This window comes from Mogibacterium sp. CM50 (genome assembly GCF_000293155.1).
Taxonomy (GTDB): Bacteria; Bacillota; Clostridia; order Peptostreptococcales; family Anaerovoracaceae; genus Mogibacterium; species Mogibacterium timidum.
Genome location: NZ_ALNL01000044.1, coordinates 1 through 26,948, shown reverse-complemented (window position 1 = coordinate 26,948; position 26,948 = coordinate 1). Strand labels below are relative to the sequence as shown.

The following is a 26,948-nucleotide window of genomic DNA, read 5'->3' as shown; positions in this document are numbered from 1 at the left end:
CCCCTTTTCTTAACAGCTGTTTCTACATATATGACTCAGATAATAAGAAAACGTTACAATTACTTTTCTAATTTATCAAGCAGCTGCAGTACTGTCTGCCCCAAAATTGGATGCTTAGCATATGGTGCGATTTCCGCCAATGGTCTAAGCACGAAATCCCTCTTATGCATCTCTATATGAGGAACAATTAGATTATCGGATTCCACGACTTCATCATCATAGAGGATAATGTCCAGATCAAGAGTTCTAGGACCCCAGTGGATATTGCGCTCTCTATGCGCTTCTATCTCTATTCTCCGGAGCTCAGCTAGGAGTTCATCCGGTGTTAGCAGCGTCTCAACCAGCAGTGCGCCGTTGAGGAAATTGTCCTGCTCAACTCCTCCGTAAGGTACAGTTTCGATATAGGACGAAACACGCTTAACTCTGCAGCCCTTGATCTCATCCATGCGTTTAACTCCGAAATCCAGATACCCAAGTTTATCTCCCATATTTGATCCAATTGCCACGTATGACTTGTGCCAGAAGCGCTCAATCTTGACTGATGCGTCTCGCAGCGGCAACCCAATCGGCGCCCAAGGCTTCTTGATTTCAACAGATACTCCCTTGACCCGCGCATATCTCAGGAGCAACGCCTCAGCAAGTTGTTCCGCCGCCGATTCGAGTAGCTTTACTGTGTGTTCCTTGGCAAATTCAGTTACAAAGGTTGCTACGTCACCGTAATTAATGGAGTTCTCTAATTCATCAGTCCTGCCGGCAAGCTTGGTATCCGTATACAATTTTATCGTAAATACGAACTTTTGCCCCAGAGCATTCTCCTCCGGGAACACTCCGTGATTAGCGAATACCTCCAGATCGGTTATTCTTATCTCATCGTACATCTCTCACATCTCCTGGGGTACATTCATCTGACACGGCAATAGATTTGGAAGCGCCGCATCACTGCATACTATATGTGTTCACGCAGGATAGCCTGCATAGTCTTCATCGCACGGTAGTTCTCCTTAACATCGTGTACTCTAAATATCGATGCCCCCTGCGCGACACCGTATACCGTAGTTGCCACAGTAGCCTCTATGCGCTGGTCCACCGGCAAATCCAGTATGAGTCCAAGCGTCGACTTTCTCGAAGTGCCCAGCAGCACCGGCATCCCAAGCTCCTGCATCCTATCCAGATGGTGCATAGCCATCAGGTTGTGCTCCGGCAGCTTGCCGAAGCCAAATCCGGGATCCATAATAATTCTGTTCACGCTGACTCCATGCGATTTAGCGATTTCGATACAACCACTCATATCATCCAACCACTCTGATACAAAATCCCCATACACCTTATCATCTCTATTGTGCATAAGACAAACCGGCACCTCATACTTGGCAGTTGCAGCTGCAACTGTCTCATCATATTTGAAGCCCCAGATATCGTTAACCATATCTGCACCCGCAGCAAGCGCAGCTTCTACAACGGAGCCCTTGTAGCTATCGATGGAAACAGGGATGTCAAAGCGTTCCTTCACAGCCTCAATAACGGGAATAATCCTTGCAATTTCCTCATCTTCAGTTATCCGGATATGTCCCGGCCTGGTTGACTCTCCTCCTATGTCAATTATAGCCGCTCCGTCACGAATCATCTCGGCTACATGATGCAGTGCGCTGTCCATGTCATTCCATCTGCCGCCATCCGAGAATGAATCAGGGGTGAAATTAAGTATTCCCATGATGTAGCAGTCATTTTCAAGGTCAAAATTCTTATTGCCGATTCTCATTTTATTCCTCAACCATTCTTATTAATCCTCAACCATTCTTAACTTTATGAAATTGTTCAAGTGCCATATCTGTATTACGGATACTTACCATTTATACCGAGAGCACATTTATCTGTATCGCAACAACCTTAACAGTTTATCAAGGTGTATCAATATTCGATGCTGTGATTCTTCTTTTCCTCCGACCAGTTGCAGGTTTCCGAGGCTTCACAGGCAAAGCAAAGCCTTGACTGTTTGTCTGCTCTCTTTATGATCACCTGCAAAGCATTTGACGAATCCTCCGAAACGCAATTGCTGCCGCGGTGATTGCGAATTGAATTTATAATAGCTGCACGCTCATTCTCCGTGAAATGTGACCTGCTTAGTATCTCAGCGGCAGCTATCGCTCCCGCCTCATCGTGAGATACCCCCGAGCGATACTCGGCGCTCCTGCCAATATCATGCAGCAGAGCGGCAGCGTAAATCACATCCCTGGCCAGCTTTAAGTCCTCTTCCAGAGAGTATATGTATGCGATGCGAGCAACATCCATCAAATGAGATATATCGTGTTTGCAGTACCTGCGCTCATCCTCTGCAGCTTCTATCTCGGCCATGCAGCTGAGCCACATCTCATCACGATAGATTGCTTCAAGTCTCGCCATACTCTCCGGTATACATGGAGCTGCATCGTGCTCCTCATTTGGAGCTGTCACATCCATATATGGTTCTATGAAATCTGTGCTATATGCCATAGCTATCTTCTCTCCAGCATCCTAAAGAATTTGTTCTGTAGCTGCTCATTGCCGTCAAATGCACCTCGAGCTATTGATGTTACCGTCTTGGTTCCCGGCTTCTTGATGCCGCGCATAGTCATACACATGTGCTCTGCTTCAATGAGAACCATCACACCCTTTGGCTTCAGCTCATTCATAAAAGCATCTGCAATCTGCGCCGTCAGTCGCTCCTGCAGCTGCAGTCTCTTGGCAAATACCTCGACCGTTCTGGCCATCTTGCTGAGCCCGATAACCTCTCCGTTCGGAATATATGCGATTGCAGCGCGTCCATAAAACGGTAGAATGTGGTGCTCACACAGCGAATAGAACTCTATGTCCTTTTCCATCACAATATCGTTATTTTCAACGGCAAAGCGTTTTTCAAGATGTGTACCGGCTGAATCGTTATACCCACACACCAGCTCTTCATACATCTTTGCGACTCGTTCAGGGGTCTCGATTAATCCCTCTCTGACCGGATCTTCGCCAATCCCTTCGAGTATGAGCTTGACGCCTTCAATAATCTTGTCTTTATCCATTATTTCTCCTTCTATCTACAAACTGCTTCACATCGCCAAGGAACGACAGCGATCCGCACACTAGGATTACATCATCCTGTAACGCATAGCTGTGCGCGGCCTCCATGCCCTTGCAAATACTTTCCGCCGCCTCGACATATTCCGAATACCGAAACGCTTTCTCCATTAGCACATCTGCCGGTAATGCCCGGTCGCTGTTAGGCGTTTCAATTGTTATAACCTGCTTGGCAAGTGGCACCAGATGTGCAAGCACACTCTCATATTCCTTGTCCTTAAATATTCCAATAACCAGTATTACTTTTTTATCTCCAAAATATTGCTGTACGGAATCCTCCAGCGCTATCGCAGCTCCATCATTATGAGCTCCATCTATTATCACTGCAGGGGCCTCTGCAATTTGCGTAAATCTCCCTACCCAGCGAGCGGCTTTTAATCCGGCATATACCGCCTGATCCGATATATCGCAGCCTTTGTCTCTTAGCGCCTCAGTAGCCATAATAGCAAGGGACGCATTCTTAAACTGATACGTACCGGCCAGTGAAATATGCACATCATGCCAGTCTCTGTATTCAAAGCTCTGATCTCTTAGCCCTAACGAGCACACTTTGATTTCAGTGTCCGCAACCGTCCTAAGCTCACAGCCTAAAGACTTGCATCGTTCAGATAACACCTTCTCGGCATCTATGTGCTGCTTGGCGCTGACAACAATAGTGTTAGGCTTGATTATTCCGGCCTTTTCGACAGCAATCTCTGCGATTGTATCACCCAGGATTGCCATATGATCCATCGATATTGGCGTGATTACCTCAATCACCGTCGTGGTTACAACATTCGTAGCGTCTTCGCGGCCGCCGAGTCCGGTTTCAAGTACCACATAATCACATTTGGATGCTCTAAAATACAGCATAGCTAACGCTGTCTCTACCTCGAACAACGTTGGAGATCTGAGTCCATCTTCCTCCATATGTCTAATCTCAGCTGCAAGCTCGGTTGTATACCTTGCCAGTTCCTTTTCGCCGATATGGTGACCATTCACCTGAAATTGTTCGCCATACTCAAAAAGCCACGGAGAATAGTAGCTCCCCGTGGTGTATCCTGCTTGAATTAGAATGTTGGATAGATACGAGAGAAGCGATCCCTTACCGTTGGTGCCCGCGACGTGTATAAACCTTAGCTCGTCCTGTGGATCACCCAACCTATGGAGTAGTTCCCGCATGCTGTCCAGGCCAAGTACACTTCCGTATCCGGACAGCTCGTCCAGATATACTCTTGACTCTTTGTAATTCATTTATTGCTCCTATCTTAGTTAATCATACGACCTTATTGTAATGCACATGGTTGATAGTAGCAAGGAATATTAACAGTTAATTCATTAAAAACACCTGCCATCGCCTGATTAGCAAAAGGCAGGTTGATCTCCGAACGCAGTTCACTCACACATCAAATCTATTGTATTTATCGCAGCAATCCAAGCATAGCTTCTTGCCGCCTTCGAGCCTTATCCAATTTGCCCCCGTTACTTCCCCGCAGCACTCGCATGTATACGACTCAAAGATTTTTGCACGATCAGGAACAGCGATGTGAGGTTTCTTAACATCAAACATATCACGAGGTTCGGATCGCTGATAATATTCAAACGATTCAGCTCTAGTCATTCCATCCGGTTTATCCTTTAGTACCAACCTTATAGCTCTATTGCTTGTCCTATTGTAAAAGGAGAAAGCTTGCTTTCCTCTCATGTGAAAAAGCAGATTTCCTTTTCCGATGCTGCACCCGAGCATCGTCTGAATAGCATCTACTCCGCAGGCATCGTTCTCTGAAATACACACTAATTCTTCATCCTCGGAGAATTTAATATCCAGTAATTCGATCGCGTAAAGTGATGCTTTGTATCCTATCGTCAAGCCCCCACATTCATGCCCATGAAAGGCTACACAGTCTTCCCATGTTTTCATGTCAACCTCCTTGTCAACAAAAACTTGTGTTATACAACATTCCTTATAAATCCGTTTGATTTATCTCCTATAAATCTAGTCCATCAATATAATTTTGTGACCTCTTACCTCGACTATTTCCGCGTCGATTCCATACACAGCTTTTAGGTGATCTGCTTTAAGTACTTCAATTCCGCCATCAGCATATACTTCTCCGTCTTTGAGCAGCAGAAAAGAATCACAATATCTTAGCGCCAGGTTAATATCGTGAATGACAATAACTGCGGCGAAGCTGTCCTTATCACAGAGCTCTCTGACAAGCTTTAGAACGTGATGTTGGTTGGCAAGATCAAGAGAGCTGGTCGGTTCGTCAAGCAGAAGCACCTCGGGCTGCTGCGAAAGGGCTCTCGCCAACATAACCTTCTGGCGTTCTCCTCCGGATAACTCCGAAATAAAGCATCCCTTCAAGTGTTCTATCCCGAGCCTGTTCATAGCCGAATGAATGATATTATGATCTTCCTCTGTAAAGCTCCATTTCATATATGGTCTTCTTCCCAGCATCACAAAATCATGAACCGTAACCTCCGTACTTGGAACACTTTGTGACACGAAGGCAATGCGTCTTGCAACATCACGATTGCACATCTCTAAAATATTTTCATCATGTAATTGGACTGAACCTTTCTCAGGTCTGAGAATATGATTAAGACATTTGAGCAAGGTACTTTTACCGACACCGTTATTCCCCAGAATTGCCTTGAATTGCCCGGGATTAACCGAAAATCCGACATCATGCAAAATCTCCCTTCCACATTTGTAATGAAAGTACAGATTGTTTATTTTCAGCATCTTCGTCTCCCCCTTTTGAGTAACAGAAAGAGGAATAACGGACCTCCAAGGAAGGATGTAATTGCACCAATTGGCAATATTATCGGCGAGATAGCCATTCTTGCAAAGAGATCACTTAACAGTAAAATTAACGATCCTGCAATAGTGGATCCCGGAATCAGATAAATATAATTGTTTCCAACTGCAAGTCTCACAATATGTGGTGCTATCAAGCCGATAAAATTTACAAGTCCTATATTTGATACAATTACAGAGCTCGTTAGACAACAGATAATCATACTGGTTAAAGTCAGTCTTTTGACATTGATACCCAAGCTTATTGCAGTTTCTTCGCCACTTAATAATGCATTATAATCCCAGCGGTGCAGTACGCTGAATAAAATCAATAATAATACTATCACCATTATTTTTCTAATATCTGACCATGTTGTATTTCCAAGATCTCCAAATGTCCAGAAAACTATTGTTGCTAACTCAATGTCATTTGCAAAATACTGTATAAGAGTCGTTGCCCCTGTCAGCATCGCACTTATAGCCACACCGGCAAGCACAATTCCCTCAGCAGAGATTTGTCTAAATCTCGATAGCACAAGTATCAAAGCTGCAACTGCAACTGATCCGGTGAAAGAAAGCAGGGTTATCCCGATGATCGAGTGGTTGCCTAATCCAACAACTACAATAGCAACAGCAGCTCCAAAGGTCGCTCCTTGTGATACGCCGAGAGTTGAAGGAGATGCAAGCGGATTGTGCAGGACTGCCTGAAGTATGCAGCCAACAAGCCCGAGCCCTGCACCGGAAACAAGTGCCGTACATATTCTTGGAAGTCTATTATTTCTTACAATGAGATTAATTCTGTTGTCATCTGATATTCCTACAATCCCCTTCAGGATTTCAGTAGTCGAAGTGTCATAAAGACCAATCCTAAGAGAAACAAATACGAATATTATCAGAATTGTTCCCAGAATTATAAGAAATCCGATCGAATAGTTCTTCTTGCTGTTATAAGAGGTTGATGAGCAATTATTCTCCAAGCTTGAGAGAACGGAATTCATATCCTTCCTCCTTCATATCATCGTAGATATCCTTGCCTAACAGTTTTTTGAAAGCTTCTCTCGCCTTCTTCTCATAGTCTACGCCCTTAAACTCCTTAGGGAATACTTTACATCCGGCATAGTAAGAGTCGGCTATTGATGTCTCCAGATTAGTAGCACAGTAACGGAATGAAATCTGAGAGAATATCTTGCCTTTCTTTACCGCCTTTAAACTATCATATAGCCCCTTATTCTGCCTGTACTGCTGTTTAATAATCTGTATTCCGTTAAAATCCAAGAATATTATGTCAGGATCTGCTGCCACAACTTTTTCAATGTCCATATTAAATGCACCCTTTTGCCCGGTTGTATTTGCAAGGTTATTTGCTCTTATCAACTCTAGTGGTCCGTAGAGAGCTTCGGTCCCTTCAAATCCGTGATGACCTTTAAAGGACACACCTCCGACGTAAACAAGCGGTTTATTTTTGTTTTTTATTCCCTTCGTTCTATCCTTCAGGTCCTTCTTAACGTCGTCGAAGTATTCCTTTAATTCATTGGCTCTGTCCTCTTTTCCATAGAGCTTACCCATAATTTCTATTGTCTTATATGCTTTTTTATCAAGAGTAGTATCACTTCCCGGTATCACTACAACCGGAATCCCGGTTTTCTCAGATAGTTCATCGGCGTTAACTGATGCGAAGGAACTAAGAACAATCACCTGAGGATTTGCCTTAACTATAGCCTCCGTGTTTGGAATTCCGTTCGTACCCGTTACAGGCAGCTTTTCAAACTTTGAATGATTGACATAATTATAAGGTAATGCCGTAGTCTTATCTTTCTTCTCATAATCCTCTACTCCGACAACAAGATCTGCAGCATCCATATATGAAGTGTATCTGAGGGATCCGACGCCAACGCAAACAACACGCTTGACCTTATTCGGAACCTTAACCTCACGACCTGCTCCATCCTTGATTATACGAGTCTTGCTATCATTGCCATTTTTACCGCTACATGCGCTAAGACCGGCTGCAATAACGACTACCATCAACATCAATACCACAAGCTTCATCCCATTATTTTTCTGCATGTCCGTATATCCTTTCTGCATTAGTCATAATAAACTCATCCGTAAAAGTCCCAAGCCTAGGGTAACATAATCCCGATCTTAAGCTGCCCTATGCTATCAATAAATTGTATAGAAACATATACAACACTTATTTAATGATTACGCTACACAAAAACTCAAAAACACTCTTAAACATTCAAAAATACTCAGGATTTATATATAAAGGACAGTTTGCTGCTATACAAATACCGCACCTTCATCGATATGATGCAGGTGCGGTATTTGTTGATATTTTAATCTATATCCGTATTCTGAACAACTGGTATTCTTCATGCTCAAATCGCAGATTTCTCATTCAGATAATTTGCTCGTATATTCACCGGATTCACAGCTACCGGTTAATGTACAATCTTATAATATCTGCGCGATGTAAATTTGAAAATTACAAAGTAAACTGCGAAGAACATTGCAATTACTATGCCGAAGAAGGTTCCGTATTGCACGAAGCTGTTTACGCCAAACAGTCCCAGTAATTGATATACTATCTTTGATGCAACCACAGAATGGATAATTGCAACTGCGAGCGGAGCAAAGAACATCCATACTATCTGAGATGCACCGGTCTTCTTAATCAGCTCATCAGAAAGACCGATTTTTTTCATTATCTGATATTTCTCCCGATCCTCATAGCCCTCGCTTACCTGTTTATAGTAAATTACAAGGATAGTACCTGTCAGGAATATTAGCCCGATTATAACTCCAAGGAAGAGAAACCCTCCGTTCAGCTCATAAACAGATTTTAAATATTCGGATTTCACAGCAACTTCATATTCTTTTTCTTGCTTCAGCTTATTAAGCTCCTTCGTATAGGCCTTGTCCGAGATACCTTTAACATTCCAATCCGCATTGCAGTTTATGATTGAATCTTCCATCTTTGATTTTTTCATATTCAATGTTCTTATCGACCTGCTGATATACTGCATTGTAGAAAAATCTTTTGCAATAACACCGTAAACCTCTGCAGCGTAGTTTGACGGAACTATATTTTCAATCTTTCTGACCTTGAATTTGCGTCCGCCTATTTTGAGACTGTCCATATCAAGCAAACGCTTCATATTAGCGCAGACAAGGATCTCGTCATCCTTTAATTTAATATTTTGATGAGTTCTTGCGTTATAGCTGTCCAGGTCATAAACCATAACGTAACTGGGCACACCGCCGGAGCTATTATATTCTTTTAATGAATTACCCTTTTTAATTGTAGCCGCAATTATATTATAACCTACAAATTCATCCGAAATATGCGCATTGGCGCTTTCCGTCTTCCTAACTCTTTCAGCAAGCGCTTTGGAAACATCTTTATAATTATTTTCGTTCAAAGGCACATTACTGTTAATCTGATACTCTCTCGGAAGTACATTTTCCGCCATCGATTGAACATTCGAATACATTGTTGCAGTAGCGGACAGGGTAATTATAATACCTACACTCATAATCGAGATACTTGCCAGTGACACAGCATTACTCTTCATTCGATATAGGAGCCCGCTGGTGCCTAAGAATCGCGTCGGTTTAAAGTAGCTCTTTTTTTTCTTTTGCAACTTCAAAATTATAACTGAAAATGACACGTACAGAAGATATGTCGCAAGCATAACCAGCAAGGCAGCAACGAAAAAGTATAATAAGGATGATACAGCTCCTTTTGTCACTAAGGCAATGGTATACCCTCCTGCCAATGCTGCAAACCCCAGAAGTGAAATAAACACTCTGGATTTCGATTCACCTTCTCCACTATGCTGTTTACCAAGCAGCTGAATCGGAGTAGTCAAATAGATCCTATAGCTGCTGCGCAGAACCGTAATTACATATAGTACTACTGCAATTATCAGGGTTATAAGCATGGCCACGGCACTGAAAGGATAGTCCATAGGTCTTCCCGAAACATCGTGCATCAGATGGTTAAGTCCGAGAAATGTAAGCTGCCCAAATACGTAGCCGCCCACAATTCCGATAAATGCAATTATAGCAAACAGCACGAAAAATTCTATGCTGATGATTTTTCGAATATGTTTCTTTTCCAATCCCAGGATAGCGTACAATGCAAACTCTTTGTTTCGCCTTTTGAGTAGGAAATTCGTAGTGTATGTCACAAAGATTAAAGCAAAAATTCCAACTACCGCTGCTCCCATTGCGATAACAGTAGGAAGACTTGCATGTCTGGTCTGAACGTATTCGTTATTGATCAAGCTTGCCATGATGTTAAACATGATAAGCATTATACCTGAAGATAATACAAATGGAGTTTCAAACAATCTGTTTGCCTTCAGATTCTGAAAAGCAAACTTTCCGGCCATTGAGAACGTCATTACTGCTCACCTCGATTCAACATAAATTGAGCTTGATTTATACGCTCCACAAACTCCGATTGTCTCTCATTTTCACCACGATATATTTCGTGATAAACGACACCGTCTTTGATAAATAATACCCTGTTTGCATACGACGCCGCTCTCAGCGAGTGTGTAACCATTATTATAGTCTGTCCGGTACTGTTAATTGTACGGAACATCTTTAGCAGTGTTTCCGAGGACTGTGAGTCAAGTGCACCTGTGGGTTCATCAGCAAGAAGCAGAGCAGGATTGGTAATCACTGCCCTCGCTACAGCAACCCTTTGCTTCTGACCTCCCGATATCTCGTACGGATACTTTTCCAGTAGCTCACCAATTCCGAGCGGTCCTTTAAGACCACTTAACCTTGACCTCATAACAGCTTCTTTTTCATTTGAGAGAACAAGAGGCAGATATATGTTGTCGCGATTGTTAAACTGATCGAGCAGGTTGAAGTCCTGAAATACAAATCCAAGCTCTCTTCTGCGGAACTTTGAAATCTCACTATCCTTTAACGACGTGGTATCCTGACCATTTAGAACAACTGTGCCTGATGTCGCCCTGTCAAGAGTTGCTATGATATTCAACAGCGTCGTCTTTCCGGCACCGGACTCGCCCATAATAGAGATAAACTCCCCTTTTTCTACGGAAAAGTTCACTCCCTTGAGAGCTTCAGTCGTTACCTTTTTTGTTTGGTATATTCTCTTTACATTTTTTAATTCTAAGATTGCCATATTTTTAAGTTACTCCTTTCCCAGATAATCTAATTTTATACAACTGTATTGATTGCTGCATTTATCTAATATGACAATCCTTACTTCTAATCTTACAACTCTGAAAGGTGGGACGGAAAACGCACTGTAAACACGCTGCCGACATTTAAGGTAGATTTTACACTCACTTCAACATTTATCAATTCTGAAATGGTTTTAACCAGGTAAAGTCCGAGGCCGCTGGATTTCTCGTTTATTCTTCCGTTAAAGCCCGAATAGCCTCTGTCAAATATCTTTTTTAAGTCTTCAGAGCGTATTCCGATTCCCGTATCTTGAATACTCAAGGTGTTCGTCTCTTCCTCATAAGAAATCCGAATACTCCCTTTTTTCGTATATTTGAGGGCATTGGCAAGAATCTGCTCTATTAATACAGATAACCATCTTGCATCAGCAACAACTTCATTTGGAATAGGTTTATATTCCAGTGAAATTCGCTTTTCTATAAAAATCATAGAATATTTCTTCAGCAAGCTCTTTATTATGTCATCCAACCTCACTGACGTTATGTCCATATCTGCCTGTCGGTCTTTAATTTTCAAATAATTAATTGCCATGTTCGTATATTCTTCAATATAGAACAGCTCTTCTTTAAGCTTCTTTGCATACACTGTTTCTTCCTTTTGCAGAATAAGCTTAGCAACTGTAATAGGCGTCTTGATTTGATGTACCCACAGCAGAAAATACTCCTCCAGATCACGTCTGTCATTTATAGCTTGACTTTGCAATTGTCTGTTTTCCACCTCCAATTTCTCTGCAATTTCCCGGGCGCCCTCTCTTCTCTCGTAATTAAAATACTGGATAAATAAGTATATTACATCAGAAAAAGCAATAATTTCAGCTCCGAGTATAAAATATTCTTTGTTGAGATTAGCAAATGCAAAGATCAATCCAAACACAGCGACTGAACAAAGGGAAACAATTATTGCCTTATATTCACTTCTTAAAAAATCCGCTACCTTATGCATATTCACCCTCATTGTAGAAAATATCCTATTCCCTTCTTGGTCTGTATCAATTCTCCCAGACCTACGCCACTTAATTTTTTTCTCAGTCTAGTCATATTGACTGCCAATGTGTTGTCATCTATAAAATCATCCCCCTGCCAACAGTGGTTCATAATTTCCTCTCGCTTGGCAATCTGATTTTTCATATTGAACAAAATCTCTAATATCAGCAATTCTGTTCTTGTCAAATCTACAGAAAAGTCTTGTCCTTCCAGCTTTGCCGAGGATAGATTCAGTGTCAGAGCTCCGTATGACAATTTATCACTTTCCAACGTATAGTCATATGTCCTCCTCAAAATCGCCTGTATCTTGGCTCTTGTTACCGCAATATCGATAGGCTTCGTAATATAGTCATCTGCTCCAAATTGTATTGCCTGCACCATGTCCATCGATTCGGCGTGTGATGAAATGAATACAATTGGGACATTTGATTCCTGACGAATCTTCTGTGTCCAATAGAAGCCGTTGTAATGAGGCAGACTGATATCCATCAAGACAAGATCGGGATTAAAGCTTTTGAAGGTTTCATACACTGTTGTGAAGTCTCCGATGCTTTGCGTATGATATCCCCACTGATTTAATTCTTCGCTGATAATCGAATCTATTGTTCTGTCATCCTCTACAATTAATATTTTCAATGTCTCCTATCTCCTTACACTTAAACATTATCTATATTAATAATACCAGTGTTAATTTTACTCTTTTTTATATACTAATGACAAATAAATCCCTGCAACCATATTGCGATCACAGGGATTTATCGCCTTAAATTCTGTATTAGTATATTACAAATATATTTCTTACCGGCAATTTCAAACACCTAACTTATAAATTTCTACCCAGATACGAAACAGCAAGCATCAGAAAGAATAAGGCATAAAAAGCAATAAACACCCACTTGATTTTTACGCAGATCGCTATAAATTCGCGAATGAACGCGGAAGGAATATAATAGCTTGCGGTATTGCAGCCAAGCCCGTCTCCAAGCATCCCTATCGTCTTTGCATAAGCCCCGGTTCTGTACACATGATAATTGTTGGTCACAAATAAGAACCTTGGACTGTCAACCAATGCTTCACCTAGTTTCTTTGAAAACAGCAAATTCTCATACGTCGTTGTTGACTTATCCTCCAGAATTACTTTATCCATAGGAACATCGGTTTCTTCGGCTATATAGTTTGCAATCGCTTGTGCTTCAGAGATTTTCTCATCAGAACCTCTGCCTCCGCTCGCGATGATTTTGATGCCGGGATTGCTCGATTGCCTAAACGCGTCAATTGCCTTGTCAATGCGCTTCTTCAACAGGGGAGTCACGGATTCCCCGTTTTTCAGACCTGCTCCATGTATAATTATAAAATCATAATGCTTATTCTTTGGAATCGCCAAGTACAGGATAGAATAAAGTATAAACCCTGCAAAGGCTGTTCCGAAAAGCATGTACGAAAATACAACTATAACAACCATTATACTTATCGGAGGATTTGTAATAAACGCACTTCCTGCACCTGTTACGTAAATAAACATTAAAGCGAAAAACAATAGAATAAGTACGCCCAGTGACAAAGATAATAGATTTGTCTTGGACATTCCTTCGCGTTTCAGCAAAATACAGCCATTATAAATTAAAAAGACTGCACTTATAAAAATTACAAGAGGTAATGCAAAAAGCATCATAAACAGCAACAAATTATGAGCAGCAACAAGCCCTAAATCATAGAAAAGCTTTACGATAGATATGTATCCCAATATAAGACTCGAAATCAATAATGCAGGATTCAAAAAACTCCTTCTGTCTCTTAAGAAAGAGCAGATAAAAGCAATTATAGAAAACAGAGTTATTATATACATTCAGTCCCACTTCCTTAATCAAACAAAATCCCAAGGTTGTGTGTTATTATATCACTTATCAATCCCGTGCATTATACACCTATTAGGAGAAAATGTGACCCATAGCCATCTATCTTCAAATGTGCACAATCTCAACTTCACCTTCATGTGATACTGTATTATCCGATTTGTTATATGTATACGTTCCTTCTCCGTACTTCGCATCCAGATACGAAGAAATGCTGTCTTTATACAGCTTATCCCACTTAGCTGCCTCTGTGATGAACTTGTACATTGGGAAATTTCAGTTTACCTATTTCAGAATCCAAGATGATGTCAGTGGACTTGGAAAAGTATATAAAGCACTCCCGAGTCGATATTTAAAAATTTCTTATTTTTTTAATATTGCGATTCATTAAATGCCTTCCCAAGTGTCTATACGTAAAAGCTTTGATTTCTGACATCTCTTGATGATGATTTTTCAACAATTCATCCGGAGAATCATATACACCGAAGTCCTGCGTAATTCCCTCACTTTGAATGTATGTATTGTTTCTATCAAAATCAATTACGGGATGCCGGAAATCTTTAACCGCAACACCATAACCACAAAATGAGCCGCTACAGCTTGCAAATTTTTTCTGCAAATTAGATAAATATTTCTGATCCAATATAAAAGCTTCAAGCTCATACCATGTGTTTTCAAAGTATACTTCAACCCAGCTGTGAAATATATTTCGAGGCGCATTTTTATAAACAAGTCCGCGCATTGCACCTTTTTGTAGTCGTTTATCTATGGTAAACCCATGAATCCGACAAGGGATTTCGCAGGCACGCAGCAGTGCCATAAAAAGAGTTCCTTTCGTATTGCATTGACCATATCCATCCCTAACAACCTTAGATGCGGGGATATTATCATCAACATTATATCCAAACGGAATATCATCCTTTACAAAATTATATATGGATTTAATACAGTCAAATTCATTTTGTTCCTTCCAATGCTTCATTTCTATTAAATTTTGAATACTCGGATTTGAAAAGTCCAGCATTTCAGTTTCCTGCAAATATTGATTTATTTTATGTTCCTTCACAGCTTCTGAATTATTTAATGTATTATGTCCTTTTATCCATTTCCTTCTTAATTCTCTGGGTATCCACGGCCAACAGCGGTTAACCTTCCTGCAATACACTGTATATTCGTTGCCATACGTATCTATAAGCCATTTTTCCTCAGTATGCTTTATAAGCACAGTCAGCATCCACCAGTAGATAAAAGGAAGTATCAACAACCAGGCATTGCCGACAATCAAAAGCACACCCGTACAAAGAAGCATAAAGGCGGAGTAAACCGGATTTCTGACCCATGCATAAACTCCGGATGTAACAAGATGATTCTTTTTAATATTCTCATCCAGTTTAGATATAATGACAGCCTGGATCCACATAACAACAAATAGAATGATGAAAAGAATCCCCATAACGATAAGGGGTATACGCAGAATCGTCAACCTTCCCGTTGAAAGAACAGTAAGATTTCTCAAAAGCACCGCAGCGACCGTCAGCAATAAAATGGAAATAACGTAAACAGGTCCTATTCCATAAACAGGTAAATGTTCATATTTTTTCATTCTCTGTCTCCCCTTTGTCTCGGTTTTCATAGATCAGTTGACACTATCTGAACTAATCGACAATATCACCAAAACTACAATCAAGTACATTGCAGCTTCTTATAAGGATGTGCAAATGAACAGGCTCATCTTTACGAACTTTTGTCATAGTATCGGAGCAATTTAAGCTGCTTTCCTCAGATCTGCTCTGCTCATCTTTCTGTCGATAAGAGTTTTCCGTAATTTATTATATGAAACAGTCGTGCTGACTCCTTTACCGCATAATACACTGCACCGGCATTGTATTATCATTCTTATTAATTTTCAAGAAAACATCGCAAGCTTTGCGTCGTTTTGTGCCGCATTCTTGTTCCAAGCTATTACAATGAGGGATCGCTGTTTACTTATCCGAAAATATTTTTTTAGTATGTAATGAGTATATAAGCTTAAGTACTATGAAGCCGACTATCATCACTATTACTGACATTATTGTACCTTCAAGTCCGAATCCTGTGTTATAAGCGAAACTATTAAGGTCATGCTTTGTGTCCAGTTTAAATATTGAATAAGTGGGTACAGCCCCGCTATTGGGAAGACCCAACAAAATGTTCTGGGTGAAGTTCCATGCAGTATGACAACCCATTGCCATCCAGATGCTGTCAAAATATCGGATCATAGCGCCAAACAGTATTCCTGACAAGAACAAATCGAGAAGCGGAAGGAATGATACGTGATCGTTTCCAAGGTGAAAAATCATAAAGAAACAGGACGTTATTATAGTCGGCATCCAAGAATTTCCGTATCTATAGGCAATTCTCTGAAGCATAAAGCCTCTGCATACCAGCTCCTCAGCTGATGATTGAATGAATACGGCGATAAACATAAATAAAACAGGAACAGGTTCAAACCTATAGAAGCTGAGCTTTATGTCACCATGCAGATAGGCACTCAGAGCACAAGCGCCATTCATGAGAAAGCCTGCAGCGAATCCAATCATGAGATTATTAAAGGTGTTCCCGCCATTTCCGTGTTTTAGCTTATCCAGTATATATCTGTTTTTACTTATACCGACGATTGCAACTACGAAGACAACCCACATCGTCCAGAAAGATAAATACATGTTAAAGGTAGCAGCATACTCTTTACTGAATACCGCAAGGTTGATATGGAATAGTGATAAGAAATCGCTAGCCAATAATAGCAGCAAGGTCAGTACAGTGATCCAGAGGATATTGTCTCTAAACCCGAACTTTTGATTATTATTCGATATCATATTCATTTCTCCGTATCTGTTAAAATTAAACCAACGCTTCTCAGAACACGCTTGCCATAATTTCATCCGGTATTTTTACATCACTATATTTCCTTCTCTTCCGCCGCATTCCGGACTATTCATTCGTCAATGGATCTGTATCAAGCCTCTCGTTCCCGGTATAGCTAATTCAGGAGGACTGATCCGGAACCCCCTGTCTTTTCTTCGGCTGTTCAGGTGTTTATCAGCAGTTCAATTATATCGCTCTTTGTATCCTTTAGAATCTTATGGCTGGTCCTCAGATGAATCGCTGCATTCATGTCCTCGCGGTTATTTAATATATATGCACTTTTAACCGGGCTATTTCCTCTCAACAGGTATGCATATCCTTCAACCCACACGTTAATTCCATTTTCCCTTATGTAACTGGCAAGTATATATATTTGTCGTCTTACCTGCCTGATTGGATTTTTGACAGGATTCCGGTACAGCTTCCCACCACGACTGCATTTTATTCTAATCCAGTTGAAGTCATACGCCCCGCCAGTCAATGTGCCGCTGTAATTCTTCACTTCGATTATAAATACGCCATGCCTGTTAATTATTACATTGTCGAGTTCTGTCTCCATGTCGCCATATGCAATTTGAACATTTGTAAGTAATACATCTTCACTGTCCAACAGCTCGCTAAGAATCCGACTCGTCAATTGTTCGCCTCTGATTCCTGCTATTTTCTGTCCGGATTCAGCAGAATTCCGTTGATCTTCAGAAACGTACGCCAAAACGACAATAACGCTTAGTACAGCAATCGAGAGAACGATTGCTGTGATAATATTTTCGCTCATTTTACCATCCTCTTGCAGGTCCCTCTTTTTCCTTCATCTTGCCTGAGAACTCATCATAAGCTTTCGCATCAATCGGCACTCTGAATTCACACTTATCAACACTGATATCAGCACGTGACATAACAGCTTTCCCACACAAGCCCCTGTATTATACCATTTCATCGAAAAGACATCATATATATCTGAATAATATTTTTTAATTATCGGAATAATATTAAATGAACGATAAGCATACAATCTTGCCTAACCAGAAAAGCCTTGCCTTACAGACACACTTATCTACACCAACAAAAACAAAAGGAGTTGCCATATCATAGAACGGTAAACCATCATCTGTAGACAACCCCTTTTAGAGGATTCTATTTATTCAACTTATTTTTCCAAAGCCTGATCAACATCAGCAATGATATCGCGAATATCCTCGATGCCTACGGACATTCTGACAAGATCCGGATACACTCCGGCTGCTGCCAGCTCTTCATCATTCATCTGCCTATGCGTGGTAGATGCAGGATGAAGTACGCAGGTCCTCGAATCAGCTACGTGAGTAACAATTGAAGCTAACCTCAGGGAATCCATGAACTTAACCGCAGCCTCTCTGCCGCCCTTTATACCGAATGCGATAACGCCGCAAGACCCGTTTGGAAGGTATTTCTCAGCGAGTGCATGCTGGCTATCATTTTCCAATCCTGAGAACGAAATCCACGCTACCTTAGGATGATTCTCAAGGTGTTTGGCGAGAGTCATCGCGTTTTCAAAGTGTCTTTCCATTCTGAGGTGAAGTGTTTCCAGCCCGATTCCAAGGTAGAAAGCATTCTGAGGAGATGGAATAGCTCCAAGGTCGCGCATCAGGTTAGTTGTTATCTTTACGATATATGCGGCCTTACCAAAGCTCTCAGTATATACAGTGCCATGGTACGTTCCGTCAGGAGTTGTAAGCCCGGGGTATTTTTCGCTGTACTTTGTCCAATCGAAGTTACCCGAGTCTACAACTACGCCACCGACTGAATTTGCAGTACCGTTCATGTACTTTGTAGTTGAATGTGTAACGATGTCAGCGCCCCATTCAAAAGGCTTACAGAAGATTGGTGTAGGGAATGTATTATCTACAATTAGCGGTACACCGTGCTTGTGAGCTGCATCTGCGAACTTTTCAATATCCAGTACGCTCAGCGAGGGATTGGATAAAGTTTCGCCGAAAACCAGCTTAGTATTAGTCCTGAACTTTGTTTCCAACTCCTCTGCGGAAATGTCCGGCTCAACAAATGTAGCTTCGATACCCATCTGCTTCATAGTATTAGCAATGAGGTTATATGTTCCACCGTAGATAGCAGAAGTTGAGATAATGTGATCTCCTGCGTTAGCGATGTTTAAAATAGCGTAGAAGTTGGCCGCCTGACCGGATGATGTCAGTATAGCTGCTGTACCGCCTTCAAGCTGGCAAATCTTGTTTGCTACTGCGTCATTGGTAGGGTTCGAAAGTCTAGTATAGAAATAACCTGACTCCTTTAAGTCAAACAGATTACCCATCTGCTCCGAAGATTCATACTTAAAAGTTGTAGATTGTACTATTGGAACTACTCTAGGTTCCCCGTTCTTCGGTTCGTAGCCACCCTGTACACAGATTGTGTTGGTATTGTAATTTGTCATATAAGTCCCTCCTCTTTTACCAACTAACTATATATTGTTTATCGGTGAATTGAAAGCTACTTGATCGGTAGTTAAAGAATAGACACTGTACGCTAGCCGGAAATTTCAATTGAATTTTAAATGCAGAATCAATGTCCTCTTCCATCTATCCGCAAAGTACATATAGACTTTTGTAATCAGCTTTAATCCATCGCAATCCTTCAATGCTCCTTGAAAAAATCCGTCAACTTCTAAAAGCTTCGTCCCCGTAATCTTTACAAACGACTGTGGATTATCTACACTAAAATACATTTGCGCATTGGCATTTCCCGTTTTCTTTACATATTTATTGGCGAGTTTTAATCCTTTTGAATTTGTAGCATCAAAGACTAATTCACCTTTCGGAAATAACACCTTCATTTTCCTAATCATGTCTACGATTTTAGTTTCATCGAAATACTGATACACGCCTGCAACAGAAACAAGTGTTGGTAAGGTAGTATCGATTTCCTTAACCCAATCAAGTGAAAACATATCTCCTGATATTAGCTTTTCATTCTCCCCGTTTCCAAGCAGTCTTTTCCTAATTTCCATCACCTCCGGCAAATCCACCTGATAGAAATTAGCATGATAGTCATGAATACGATGGTAAGCTGTTTCTAATCCCGCACCTAAAAACACAACATTACTCTTACTATTTACGCTAAGGAATTTTCTAATCTTTTCATCTATTGTTTTTTGTCTGCAAACACTCGCCATATAAAAATATTCGCTACTATTCTTGTCTATACTGCCTGCCGGCATGTGTGCATTCAACGACAAAGCTTTGTCATCATAAAAAAATTTCGGAAACTTTTCAGATGCATATATTCTCGCTGACAACGGAATATACAGAGTGTCTTCCACTCCATCAAATATATTTTTTTCACCCATTCTCATATACCTCCCGTTCTTTCATCGCAATATCCAAGTGGATGTGGAACTGTGACACCTAACCTATATCTTTTTCTTTCGGTCTAAAACAGCCTTCAAAGTCAGAATGTATGCCGCCGCAATCAGCACAATGTACATCATGATCGGAGGATATACCGTAACGGCAAGGATAAGCCCTAACACCTTGATGACTATATCGGGTATGAGCAGTTTCCGGTATCCTGCCGTAGCTTCGGGCAGTTCCCTGTTATCCTTATTCGGCTTATCCAGTTCCTGGCGCAGAAACCAGTTGCAAACAGTCGTTACGATTACGATTATTCCATAGAACGCCTGCATTGTTCTGTTGAAAAAATAAGCGCTAGTGAGTCCCGTGGCGTAGGGCATAAAGGATGAGCAGAAAAGCAATCCAAGGTTCCATCAGATCACCGATGCGGATATGTTTTCAACCTTCTCCCACAGGTTGTTCAGTGCAATCCAAAGAGACCCCAGCCAGAAGGAAGATAGGAAATATGCAAAGAAGTTCTGTCGAAGTTCCCAAAACGCCTCAAGCGTAGGTGCGTCCGGCTTTTCCAATTCCAGCACAAGTATGGTCATAATGATTGCAAGCACCGCATCCGTGAATGCGATTAGTCTTTCCTTTTTCATTTCATTCACTCCTTATAAAATGTACTCTTGCCGCTGCACGCCCATTCATCAAGCTCCGAACGCTTGAACCTTAACCGCCTTCCCATCCGGCTTTGTCTCATTGATATAGTTTTGTACATTCGGCTAAAACAGCTGTAAATCTAATTCTTTTATCAGAAGTAAATTTGTCTTTTTTCAAATCAATATATGCTTTTTCTAAATCTTTTCTCGTAAGGTTACTACTACGCTCTCTTTCGGTTTCAATGTCCTGTATCATTTTACTGGTTGAATCTGGCATCATTTCCCTTTCTATCTCTATATAGCTTTAATGATCATTTATAAATACCCGTTAACAGTGTACCATCTTTTAATATGCTGTGCCACATCAAAGATCGCCATTGAAAACTCAAAGGCATGAGATACTAACCATACAGCAATCCACATCTTGATGATATACTTGAAAAATTCAAAGGTATCTGTATCGTGCATATTGTTCTTTTGCATTACCATGTTGATAAGCTCGATACAAAGTACTGCTGTGATGATTAGTCGTATAATATGTTTTACCGACACATTTTCTTATGAAAAAGTGTCATACAATAACTTGTTCAACTTTGGATATCCTGATGGTAAAATATCTTTAGCAGACATCTTACAAATGGTACGTCTATATCCTCCTTACAGCACTTTATGTGACTGTTTAGATAGTATCATTCAATACCATACAACAATATAAACACCTACAACTCGTTTAATGACTCAAAAGCTTTCTTGCCCAGTCAAAGCTTCACATCAAAACAAACATTCTTTTTGACTTCAAAAAATATATCTATTTAACATCCTTCCAACGGAATTGCTTGAATTATCTGAGGAGACATCTTCCTCTCTCATAATTATTATTTATATACCCTATTTCAGTATTTGTGCAAAAGACTCTCAACAAAATTATAGAAGGTTTCCTAAACAATACACCTATATTAAACTTCTCCATTATTCAATGGATTTTAACGCTTCAACCATGTCAATCTTTCTTATTCTCATGGATACAATCAAATTGACTAAAACAGAAAATCCTATAACGCTGAATATAACTATCAAAAAATGATCTTTAGTAATAATAGGCACCCATTCCATGCTATCCATGGAAACAACTCTTATATATAATTTCAAGAACTGCTTGCTCAAAGGAATTCCGATAACAAATCCAATCAAAAGATTTAGAAAACTCTCCTTAAGTACCATTGCCATAATTTCACTATGTTTAAACCCTATAACCTTCATTGTTGCATATTCACGATAACGTTCAAGGTATGACAAGATACCAAGATTATATAGAATAACGACACTTAATACAAATGCTGCCAAAATTAGTATATACATGATTGAATGAACACTATCCATCATTTCTTTCATATTGTCTTGTTGCTTTTTTATAGATATTATATTGCTTATTGATTCTTCTTTTTTTGCTTGTTCATAAGCTTCGTTGTTTCCTATATAAATTGTGTTTGGTTCAAAGTTTTTCACCTTATCTTTGTGTATAAAAATACCTTGAGGCATCTTTGCATCCACGATTGCCGTGACGGTAACCTTATGTTGTTTTAACGAACTTTTCGTCTTATATGCAATCTTATCTCCAACTTTAACATCAAGTTGTTCTGCCAGCTGAGAAGCAATTGCCACTTCATCTTTTTCTATCTTGATTTTCTTTTTTGATTTTGCATCAAAAATTCTGATTTTGTCACCTGAATCAAGCACTAAAAGAGAACCTGATTTTTCAGCTTCTTGAAAAGAAAAGTCAGCAGTTTCAGTCTGTGCAAACTGCACATCAAAAGAATTCAATTTGCGACTTAAATCATTATAAGATTCTCCGTATACCTGCCCAATATACTTATAACAAAATTCATTATTATAAACATCTTGATAGGAACTGTAAAGAGAATCACACACACCAATACCGGCAACCATCAATACAATACTTCCCACAATTGCCGTTATGCTCACAAATGTTCTGATTGGATGAATTCGAATGCTCCTGATCGTCCAAAGCCAATCATATGACAATCTTGATTTTTTGTATATTCCAGGACCACTTGACTTTTTATCAAGCATCCCTTTGATTGTAAAAGAAGGATTGTTTTTAATCACCTTTCTTGTAGTAATGATTGCAGCCAAGGTACAAACCGTAATAATCAGCACAATCAAGATCATACTATCTATTCCAAAGGATTTTTTCCATATAGGAAGTGTCAGTGTCGCCTTTTTTATATTCATAACAAGATTTGCCACCACCGTATATCCAAAAATCAGCCCAACAAGACTTCCTATGGTAGCTACCAAAAATCCATATGCCCCATAGTGAATATAAATTTGTCTATCATAGAATCCTAAAGATTTAAGTGTACCAATCTGAACCATCTGATTGCTTATAAGACGGCTCATCGTAGTATAAATTGATAAAATTGATAACAAGATAAATACAATTGAAAACAGCATTGCCATTTTGTGAATTTGATTTATTTCCTCATCAACCTGAGTGATAGAGATTTTATCTTCTTTCATGACTACTGATGAAAAAGAATCTCCCATTATCCGTTTAATATCTGTTTCCAGCTTTGACTTGGAAACAGACTTTTCTGGTAAATCAAGTCTCACCTGATTATAAGATACTGTTCCCAAAATTTTATTTATATATTTTTCACTTATATAAGCATATCCGTGTCTTTTATGATCTGGAACTGTTTCTGCATAAGAAGTGACAAAATATATATTTTCTGCATCGAGAACAGTCCCCAAAATCTTTACTTTCTTCTTAATCCCCTTAAGCTCGAGTACAATCTTATCCCCCTCTTTCAGATTGTGTATCTTAGCGTAATCTTCGTCAATCCATATACCTTCTTCATCATCCTTTAGGGGGTGCCCGCTTCTAAGGAGCGGATTCATGAGTTTTTTAGTGCTATTTGTAAATGAATTGATATAAAGCTCTGAATCTTCATTGTCAATTCTCGTATTAAACTTAACGAATATTGATCCTTCAGCCTGATTTACATAAGACAATTTTTTTATATTTGAGATGTTTTCCCCGCTTATATTTATGCCATTGATATAAGCATCTGCCAAGTTAGTTTTTTCTTTGTAATCAGTATATGATTCTTCCATCCCCGTCCATACTGAACTCATTCCGCAGTAAATTGAAACCGAGATGAGAGCCATAACAAGTACCGACACAAACTGCTTCCATTGTTGCAATATATCTCTGCCAAATTTTTTATTTAAATATTTCATTACCAGAAAACCTCCTCCATAGAAATAGGATTTTCCTGATCCATAACTTCACTGACTTCACCATCTCTAAGTCTGATAAGTCTGTCTGCCGCAGGGGCCACTGCAGCATTGTGAGTTACCAAAACTACTGTATGACCATAATCTTTTGCCATGGAACAAAGCGTAATTAAAACTTTTTTCCCGGTTTCACTGTCAAGAGCCGCCGTAGGTTCATCACAAAGAAGCAGCTTAGGATTTTTGCAAAGAGCTCTTGCTATGGATACTCTCTGAAGCTCTCCTCCCGATAACCGAGATGGCAAGTTTTCCGCTCTGTCTTTCAATCCTACCGCTTCTAATGCTTCTTCAGCCGAAATGGCAACATCAGATAATTTGGATACCATATCTACATTTTCATAAGCTGTAAGAGTCGGTATAAGATTATAAAACTGAAAAACAAAACCAATATCTTTACGACGATAAAGAGTACGTTCTTTATCGGTAAATTTTGATATATTGTTCTCTCCTACATAAATCTCTCCTCTCGTAACATAATCCATACCTCCAAGAAGATTTAAAAAAGTAGATTTTCCTGAGCCGGAAGGACCTAAAATTACTGTAAAATCACCTTGCTTAATTTCCAAATTCACATCATTCAAAGCCTTTATTACATTGTTCCCAACCTTATATTCTCTCGTTACATTTTGAAAACGAATAAAACACATTTTTTTCTCCTTTCCACATAAATTTTTATGTTATATATTGAATTTTCCCATTAATCTTAATCACATCAGGTGTCTGTTGTGAAAAGTATATATGCTAAAAAAAGTATATTATTAATGTGAGTTATGGCTCATATTGATAATATACTTTTTTTATTGCCTTGTCAATACATTATGAGCAAGTACTCGCATTTTACCTTTAAATTTTTTTGTCCATATGTTATACTTACGTTGGAGTTTTTTATTTAGTCTAAAAAATCTAGATTTCTACAAGATTTTAATTGAAAGACTCATCGTTATTACAAAAAATTCAATACCCACCGTTGTATATTGGAGATGTTATGAAAAGTAAAGAATCAAAACATAAAAATATTAGAATACCGAAACAAAAAAGAAGCATCGAAAGAAAAAATCTCATAAAAAATACTGCTCTTCTCCTTTTTTCAGAGAAAGATTATGCAAATGTAAGTACAAATGAAATTGCAAAGACTGCAGGCGTATCCATTGGTTCGCTTTATAGCTACTATCCAAATAAAAAAGCAATTTATGATGAGCTTGTAAAAGATCTTTATTCAAATATTTTAGAAAAAATTATTCCGGAAGATTTATCGCAATTTTCATTCTTTGAAATAATTAAAAAATATATTAAATTTGTCTTAGATAGTCACAGTTATCTAACATCGTTTCAAAAGAAAATTACGGCTCTTTCCTATCAAAATAATGATTTTCGTGAACTTGAAAAGCCATATCGTATATTTGCTACAAATAAAATCCTCTCATTGCTTGAATTTTATCGCCCAAATCTCAAGATAAAAGACCTTTCCACAGCGTCATTTATAATTCATACAACTGTGGAAAGTATAGTTCATGAACTAGCTTTTTATCCTGATGAAACACAAAACAAAGAAAAAGTAATTAATGAATTTGCGGAAATGTTGTATAACTATCTCTTCAAAGAACCTCTTGAATAAATATCATTACACCATTTCAACTCTTAAAAGGGTATGTAATTAATTTCCTGTATTAACCTATACCCTAATACTGGTTCTCTTTTTCCCTATACCATGTGTTCTCCTTTCCACTTTTAGGCAAAAACCATCCACGCGTCGAACGCGTGGTTGTTAAGTAGGCGGGCAAAGCCCTCTGCTCCTCGCGGACGCGTCAAACGCGTAAACGCGGTCTGTCAGTTGCGTTTTGCCTTAACCTACTTTTTCTTTTTCCTGAATGCTCCAGCTTCGCTCATGGTTAGCCGGTCTCCCATTTTGTCTTCTTCCAGTTGTTTTGATATATACTCGGATATTCTTGCTTCGTTTTTACCTACTGTATCTACATAATATCCTTTGCACCAAAATTCTCGGTTTCTGTATTTATACTTTAATTCCCCAAACTGTTCATACAACATTGTACTGCTCTTACCTTTTAGATATCCCATGAATTTGGATACCGAATATTTGGGTGGTATAGATAATAGCATGTGAATATGATCCGGGCATGCCTCAGCATTCAGAACCTCTACACCTTTCCACTCACATAGTTTTCTTAATATTTTTCCAATCTCATTTTTCTTTTGTCCATAGAACACCATTCTTCGATATTTTGGTGCGAAAACTATGTGATATTTGCAGTTCCACTTTGAATGCGCTAAACTATTTATGTCATTCACTCCCATGTGAATGCACCTCCTTCTGTTCCTTTTGCGGCTTATAGGACAAAAAACGTGTTACAAAACCGCTATAGCCATTGAAATTTCAATGGCTATAGCGGTTTTATCTTTTTTGAAAGAAGATAGAGGGTGGACAAAAAACGTGTTTAGAATGCTTGTTAACAGTTGAAATTTCAACATGTATTGGCGTTATATCTTTCTGAGAATGAATTATCGGGAGGATACCGAATGAAGAGCGTTAATTGTCCATATTGTGGAGCCAAATGTATCAGACATGGAAAGAATAGTTCAGGTACGCAGAGATGGTTTTGCCCTGAGTGCAAGTCATCATTTACACCTAAAATCGATAACTCGTCAAAGCAATTAAATATGTTCCTGAAGTGGTTGTTTGGACGAAGCACTCAAGCGAATATGCCGGGTGGAGGCAGAACATTTCGTAGAAATACGGTAAAGTTCTGGAACCTGTGGCCTATGCCTCCTGTCAT

28 protein-coding genes and 1 pseudogene are annotated in these 26,948 nt (G+C 39.5%); 2 read left to right on the top strand and 27 right to left on the bottom strand.

Features of this window, described 5'->3' with window-relative positions:
• Positions 1–59: 59 nt before the first annotated feature.
• From folK to HMPREF1152_RS07420, 26 genes and pseudogenes are all read right to left on the bottom strand, one after another.
• Positions 60–878 carry a 2-amino-4-hydroxy-6-hydroxymethyldihydropteridine diphosphokinase gene (folK, locus tag HMPREF1152_RS07535; RefSeq protein WP_009644737.1) on the bottom strand — a complete coding sequence of 273 codons (819 nt, stop codon included), beginning with the start codon at positions 876–878 and terminating at the stop codon, positions 60–62.
• Positions 879–946: 68 nt separating this feature from the next.
• Positions 947–1,759 carry a dihydropteroate synthase gene (folP, locus tag HMPREF1152_RS07530; protein ID WP_009644793.1) on the bottom strand — a complete coding sequence of 271 codons (813 nt, stop codon included), beginning with the start codon at positions 1,757–1,759 and terminating at the stop codon, positions 947–949.
• Between the two features lie 149 nt (positions 1,760–1,908).
• A complete protein-coding gene (locus HMPREF1152_RS07525) occupies positions 1,909–2,490 on the bottom strand; it encodes an HD domain-containing protein (RefSeq protein WP_009644664.1) in 582 nt (193 codons plus the stop codon).
• 2 nt (positions 2,491–2,492) lie between these two features.
• Positions 2,493–3,050: a GTP cyclohydrolase I FolE gene (gene folE / locus HMPREF1152_RS07520; RefSeq protein ID WP_009644593.1), complete on the bottom strand. Its 558-nt coding sequence runs from the start codon at positions 3,048–3,050 to the stop codon at positions 2,493–2,495.
• On the bottom strand, positions 3,043–4,338 hold the full coding sequence (locus HMPREF1152_RS07515) for a bifunctional folylpolyglutamate synthase/dihydrofolate synthase (protein ID WP_009644661.1): 1,296 nt from the start codon (positions 4,336–4,338) through the stop codon (positions 3,043–3,045). The genes folE and HMPREF1152_RS07515 overlap by 8 nt, the downstream gene beginning before the upstream one ends.
• Before the next feature lie 145 nt (positions 4,339–4,483).
• A complete protein-coding gene (locus HMPREF1152_RS07510) occupies positions 4,484–5,005 on the bottom strand; it encodes an FmdE family protein (protein WP_009644725.1) in 522 nt (173 codons plus the stop codon).
• Positions 5,006–5,080: 75 nt separating this feature from the next.
• A complete protein-coding gene (locus tag HMPREF1152_RS07505; RefSeq protein WP_009644794.1) occupies positions 5,081–5,833 on the bottom strand; it encodes an ABC transporter ATP-binding protein in 753 nt (250 codons plus the stop codon).
• Complete coding sequence (locus HMPREF1152_RS07500) at positions 5,827–6,885, bottom strand: FecCD family ABC transporter permease (protein WP_009644639.1); 1,059 nt, start codon at positions 6,883–6,885, stop codon at positions 5,827–5,829. The genes HMPREF1152_RS07505 and HMPREF1152_RS07500 overlap by 7 nt, the downstream gene beginning before the upstream one ends.
• A complete protein-coding gene (locus HMPREF1152_RS07495; protein ID WP_036381173.1) occupies positions 6,854–7,954 on the bottom strand; it encodes an iron ABC transporter substrate-binding protein in 1,101 nt (366 codons plus the stop codon). Before HMPREF1152_RS07495 ends, HMPREF1152_RS07500 begins: the two co-directional genes overlap by 32 nt.
• A 377-nt stretch (positions 7,955–8,331) precedes the next feature.
• Positions 8,332–10,299 carry an FtsX-like permease family protein gene (locus HMPREF1152_RS07490; RefSeq protein ID WP_009644636.1) on the bottom strand — a complete coding sequence of 656 codons (1,968 nt, stop codon included), beginning with the start codon at positions 10,297–10,299 and terminating at the stop codon, positions 8,332–8,334.
• Entirely contained in the window at positions 10,299–11,054 is a 756-nt protein-coding gene (locus tag HMPREF1152_RS07485) for an ABC transporter ATP-binding protein (RefSeq protein ID WP_009644847.1), read from the bottom strand. Before HMPREF1152_RS07485 ends, HMPREF1152_RS07490 begins: the two co-directional genes overlap by 1 nt.
• Before the next feature lie 92 nt (positions 11,055–11,146).
• Positions 11,147–12,058, bottom strand: coding sequence for a sensor histidine kinase (locus HMPREF1152_RS07480; RefSeq protein ID WP_009644694.1), 912 nt, complete (start codon positions 12,056–12,058; stop codon positions 11,147–11,149).
• Between the two features lie 8 nt (positions 12,059–12,066).
• Entirely contained in the window at positions 12,067–12,735 is a 669-nt protein-coding gene (locus HMPREF1152_RS07475; RefSeq protein ID WP_009644637.1) for a response regulator transcription factor, read from the bottom strand.
• Between the two features lie 187 nt (positions 12,736–12,922).
• On the bottom strand, positions 12,923–13,561 hold the full coding sequence (locus HMPREF1152_RS09910; protein ID WP_242822290.1) for a YdcF family protein: 639 nt from the start codon (positions 13,559–13,561) through the stop codon (positions 12,923–12,925).
• A gap of 499 nt (positions 13,562–14,060) precedes the next feature.
• The gene (locus HMPREF1152_RS09640) at positions 14,061–14,219 is read right to left on the bottom strand and encodes a hypothetical protein (RefSeq protein WP_156791990.1); all 159 of its coding nucleotides are present in this window, start codon (positions 14,217–14,219) and stop codon (positions 14,061–14,063) included.
• An 85-nt stretch (positions 14,220–14,304) separates the two neighbouring features.
• On the bottom strand, positions 14,305–15,555 hold the full coding sequence (locus tag HMPREF1152_RS09985; RefSeq protein WP_009644603.1) for a transglutaminase domain-containing protein: 1,251 nt from the start codon (positions 15,553–15,555) through the stop codon (positions 14,305–14,307).
• 379 nt (positions 15,556–15,934) lie between these two features.
• A complete protein-coding gene (locus HMPREF1152_RS09635; RefSeq protein WP_009644658.1) occupies positions 15,935–16,807 on the bottom strand; it encodes a CPBP family intramembrane glutamic endopeptidase in 873 nt (290 codons plus the stop codon).
• Positions 16,808–17,019: 212 nt separating this feature from the next.
• The gene (locus HMPREF1152_RS07455; protein ID WP_009644729.1) at positions 17,020–17,631 is read right to left on the bottom strand and encodes a nuclease-related domain-containing protein; all 612 of its coding nucleotides are present in this window, start codon (positions 17,629–17,631) and stop codon (positions 17,020–17,022) included.
• Positions 17,632–18,003: 372 nt separating this feature from the next.
• Positions 18,004–19,281 carry an O-acetylhomoserine aminocarboxypropyltransferase/cysteine synthase family protein gene (locus tag HMPREF1152_RS07450; protein ID WP_009644623.1) on the bottom strand — a complete coding sequence of 426 codons (1,278 nt, stop codon included), beginning with the start codon at positions 19,279–19,281 and terminating at the stop codon, positions 18,004–18,006.
• Between the two features lie 105 nt (positions 19,282–19,386).
• Positions 19,387–20,193: a class I SAM-dependent methyltransferase gene (locus HMPREF1152_RS07445; protein WP_009644690.1), complete on the bottom strand. Its 807-nt coding sequence runs from the start codon at positions 20,191–20,193 to the stop codon at positions 19,387–19,389.
• Positions 20,194–20,256: 63 nt separating this feature from the next.
• Positions 20,257–20,577, bottom strand: coding sequence for a hypothetical protein (locus tag HMPREF1152_RS09425; RefSeq protein ID WP_156791999.1), 321 nt, complete (start codon positions 20,575–20,577; stop codon positions 20,257–20,259).
• Positions 20,578–20,610: 33 nt separating this feature from the next.
• Positions 20,611–20,838 (bottom strand): TMEM175 family protein, encoded by a 228-nt coding sequence (locus HMPREF1152_RS09420; protein WP_009644647.1) that lies wholly within the window; start codon positions 20,836–20,838, stop codon positions 20,611–20,613.
• Positions 20,839–20,935: 97 nt separating this feature from the next.
• Entirely contained in the window at positions 20,936–21,115 is a 180-nt protein-coding gene (locus HMPREF1152_RS09780) for a hypothetical protein (RefSeq protein ID WP_036381143.1), read from the bottom strand.
• 77 nt (positions 21,116–21,192) lie between these two features.
• Positions 21,193–21,375: pseudogene (locus HMPREF1152_RS09415) on the bottom strand (VirB6/TrbL-like conjugal transfer protein, CD1112 family); the annotation flags it as partial.
• A gap of 432 nt (positions 21,376–21,807) precedes the next feature.
• On the bottom strand, positions 21,808–24,102 hold the full coding sequence (locus tag HMPREF1152_RS07425; protein ID WP_009644606.1) for an ABC transporter permease: 2,295 nt from the start codon (positions 24,100–24,102) through the stop codon (positions 21,808–21,810).
• The gene (locus HMPREF1152_RS07420) at positions 24,102–24,803 is read right to left on the bottom strand and encodes an ABC transporter ATP-binding protein (RefSeq protein WP_009644621.1); all 702 of its coding nucleotides are present in this window, start codon (positions 24,801–24,803) and stop codon (positions 24,102–24,104) included. The genes HMPREF1152_RS07425 and HMPREF1152_RS07420 overlap by 1 nt, the downstream gene beginning before the upstream one ends.
• Before the next feature lie 338 nt (positions 24,804–25,141).
• On the opposite strand from HMPREF1152_RS07420, the gene HMPREF1152_RS07415 reads away from it, so the two are divergent.
• A complete protein-coding gene (locus HMPREF1152_RS07415; protein ID WP_009644840.1) occupies positions 25,142–25,771 on the top strand; it encodes a TetR/AcrR family transcriptional regulator in 630 nt (209 codons plus the stop codon).
• Between the two features lie 233 nt (positions 25,772–26,004).
• On the opposite strand, the gene tnpA is transcribed toward HMPREF1152_RS07415, so the two are convergent.
• The gene (tnpA, locus tag HMPREF1152_RS07410; RefSeq protein WP_039883894.1) at positions 26,005–26,463 is read right to left on the bottom strand and encodes an IS200/IS605 family transposase; all 459 of its coding nucleotides are present in this window, start codon (positions 26,461–26,463) and stop codon (positions 26,005–26,007) included.
• A 228-nt stretch (positions 26,464–26,691) separates the two neighbouring features.
• On the opposite strand from tnpA, the gene HMPREF1152_RS09630 reads away from it, so the two are divergent.
• Positions 26,692–26,948: IS1 family transposase (locus HMPREF1152_RS09630; RefSeq protein WP_198004068.1), on the top strand; the 257-nt coding region annotated here is incomplete at its 3' end.

Coding starts and splice junctions, on each gene's coding strand:
- HMPREF1152_RS09985 (WP_009644603.1), bottom strand. CDS start 15,555: ATGAAAAAATATGAACATTTACCTGTTTATGGAATAGGACCTGTTTAC.
- HMPREF1152_RS07420 (WP_009644621.1), bottom strand. CDS start 24,803: ATGTGTTTTATTCGTTTTCAAAATGTAACGAGAGAATATAAGGTTGGG.
- HMPREF1152_RS07480 (WP_009644694.1), bottom strand. CDS start 12,058: ATGCATAAGGTAGCGGATTTTTTAAGAAGTGAATATAAGGCAATAATT.
- HMPREF1152_RS07505 (WP_009644794.1), bottom strand. CDS start 5,833: ATGCTGAAAATAAACAATCTGTACTTTCATTACAAATGTGGAAGGGAG.
- HMPREF1152_RS09780 (WP_036381143.1), bottom strand. CDS start 21,115: ATGCCAGATTCAACCAGTAAAATGATACAGGACATTGAAACCGAAAGA.
- HMPREF1152_RS07500 (WP_009644639.1), bottom strand. CDS start 6,885: ATGAATTCCGTTCTCTCAAGCTTGGAGAATAATTGCTCATCAACCTCT.
- HMPREF1152_RS09910 (WP_242822290.1), bottom strand. CDS start 13,561: ATGGTTGTTATAGTTGTATTTTCGTACATGCTTTTCGGAACAGCCTTT.
- folP (WP_009644793.1), bottom strand. CDS start 1,759: ATGAGAATCGGCAATAAGAATTTTGACCTTGAAAATGACTGCTACATC.
- HMPREF1152_RS07445 (WP_009644690.1), bottom strand. CDS start 20,193: ATGGGTGAAAAAAATATATTTGATGGAGTGGAAGACACTCTGTATATT.
- HMPREF1152_RS09635 (WP_009644658.1), bottom strand. CDS start 16,807: ATGATATCGAATAATAATCAAAAGTTCGGGTTTAGAGACAATATCCTC.
- HMPREF1152_RS07425 (WP_009644606.1), bottom strand. CDS start 24,102: ATGAAATATTTAAATAAAAAATTTGGCAGAGATATATTGCAACAATGG.
- HMPREF1152_RS09420 (WP_009644647.1), bottom strand. CDS start 20,838: ATGAAAAAGGAAAGACTAATCGCATTCACGGATGCGGTGCTTGCAATC.
- folE (WP_009644593.1), bottom strand. CDS start 3,050: ATGGATAAAGACAAGATTATTGAAGGCGTCAAGCTCATACTCGAAGGG.
- HMPREF1152_RS07490 (WP_009644636.1), bottom strand. CDS start 10,299: ATGACGTTCTCAATGGCCGGAAAGTTTGCTTTTCAGAATCTGAAGGCA.
- HMPREF1152_RS09640 (WP_156791990.1), bottom strand. CDS start 14,219: ATGTACAAGTTCATCACAGAGGCAGCTAAGTGGGATAAGCTGTATAAA.
- HMPREF1152_RS07495 (WP_036381173.1), bottom strand. CDS start 7,954: ATGCAGAAAAATAATGGGATGAAGCTTGTGGTATTGATGTTGATGGTA.
- HMPREF1152_RS07485 (WP_009644847.1), bottom strand. CDS start 11,054: ATGGCAATCTTAGAATTAAAAAATGTAAAGAGAATATACCAAACAAAA.
- folK (WP_009644737.1), bottom strand. CDS start 878: ATGTACGATGAGATAAGAATAACCGATCTGGAGGTATTCGCTAATCAC.
- HMPREF1152_RS07450 (WP_009644623.1), bottom strand. CDS start 19,281: ATGACAAATTACAATACCAACACAATCTGTGTACAGGGTGGCTACGAA.
- HMPREF1152_RS07525 (WP_009644664.1), bottom strand. CDS start 2,490: ATGGCATATAGCACAGATTTCATAGAACCATATATGGATGTGACAGCT.
- HMPREF1152_RS07510 (WP_009644725.1), bottom strand. CDS start 5,005: ATGAAAACATGGGAAGACTGTGTAGCCTTTCATGGGCATGAATGTGGG.
- HMPREF1152_RS07455 (WP_009644729.1), bottom strand. CDS start 17,631: ATGAGCGAAAATATTATCACAGCAATCGTTCTCTCGATTGCTGTACTA.
- HMPREF1152_RS09425 (WP_156791999.1), bottom strand. CDS start 20,577: ATGCCCTACGCCACGGGACTCACTAGCGCTTATTTTTTCAACAGAACA.
- HMPREF1152_RS07515 (WP_009644661.1), bottom strand. CDS start 4,338: ATGAATTACAAAGAGTCAAGAGTATATCTGGACGAGCTGTCCGGATAC.
- HMPREF1152_RS07415 (WP_009644840.1), top strand. CDS start 25,142: ATGAAAAGTAAAGAATCAAAACATAAAAATATTAGAATACCGAAACAA.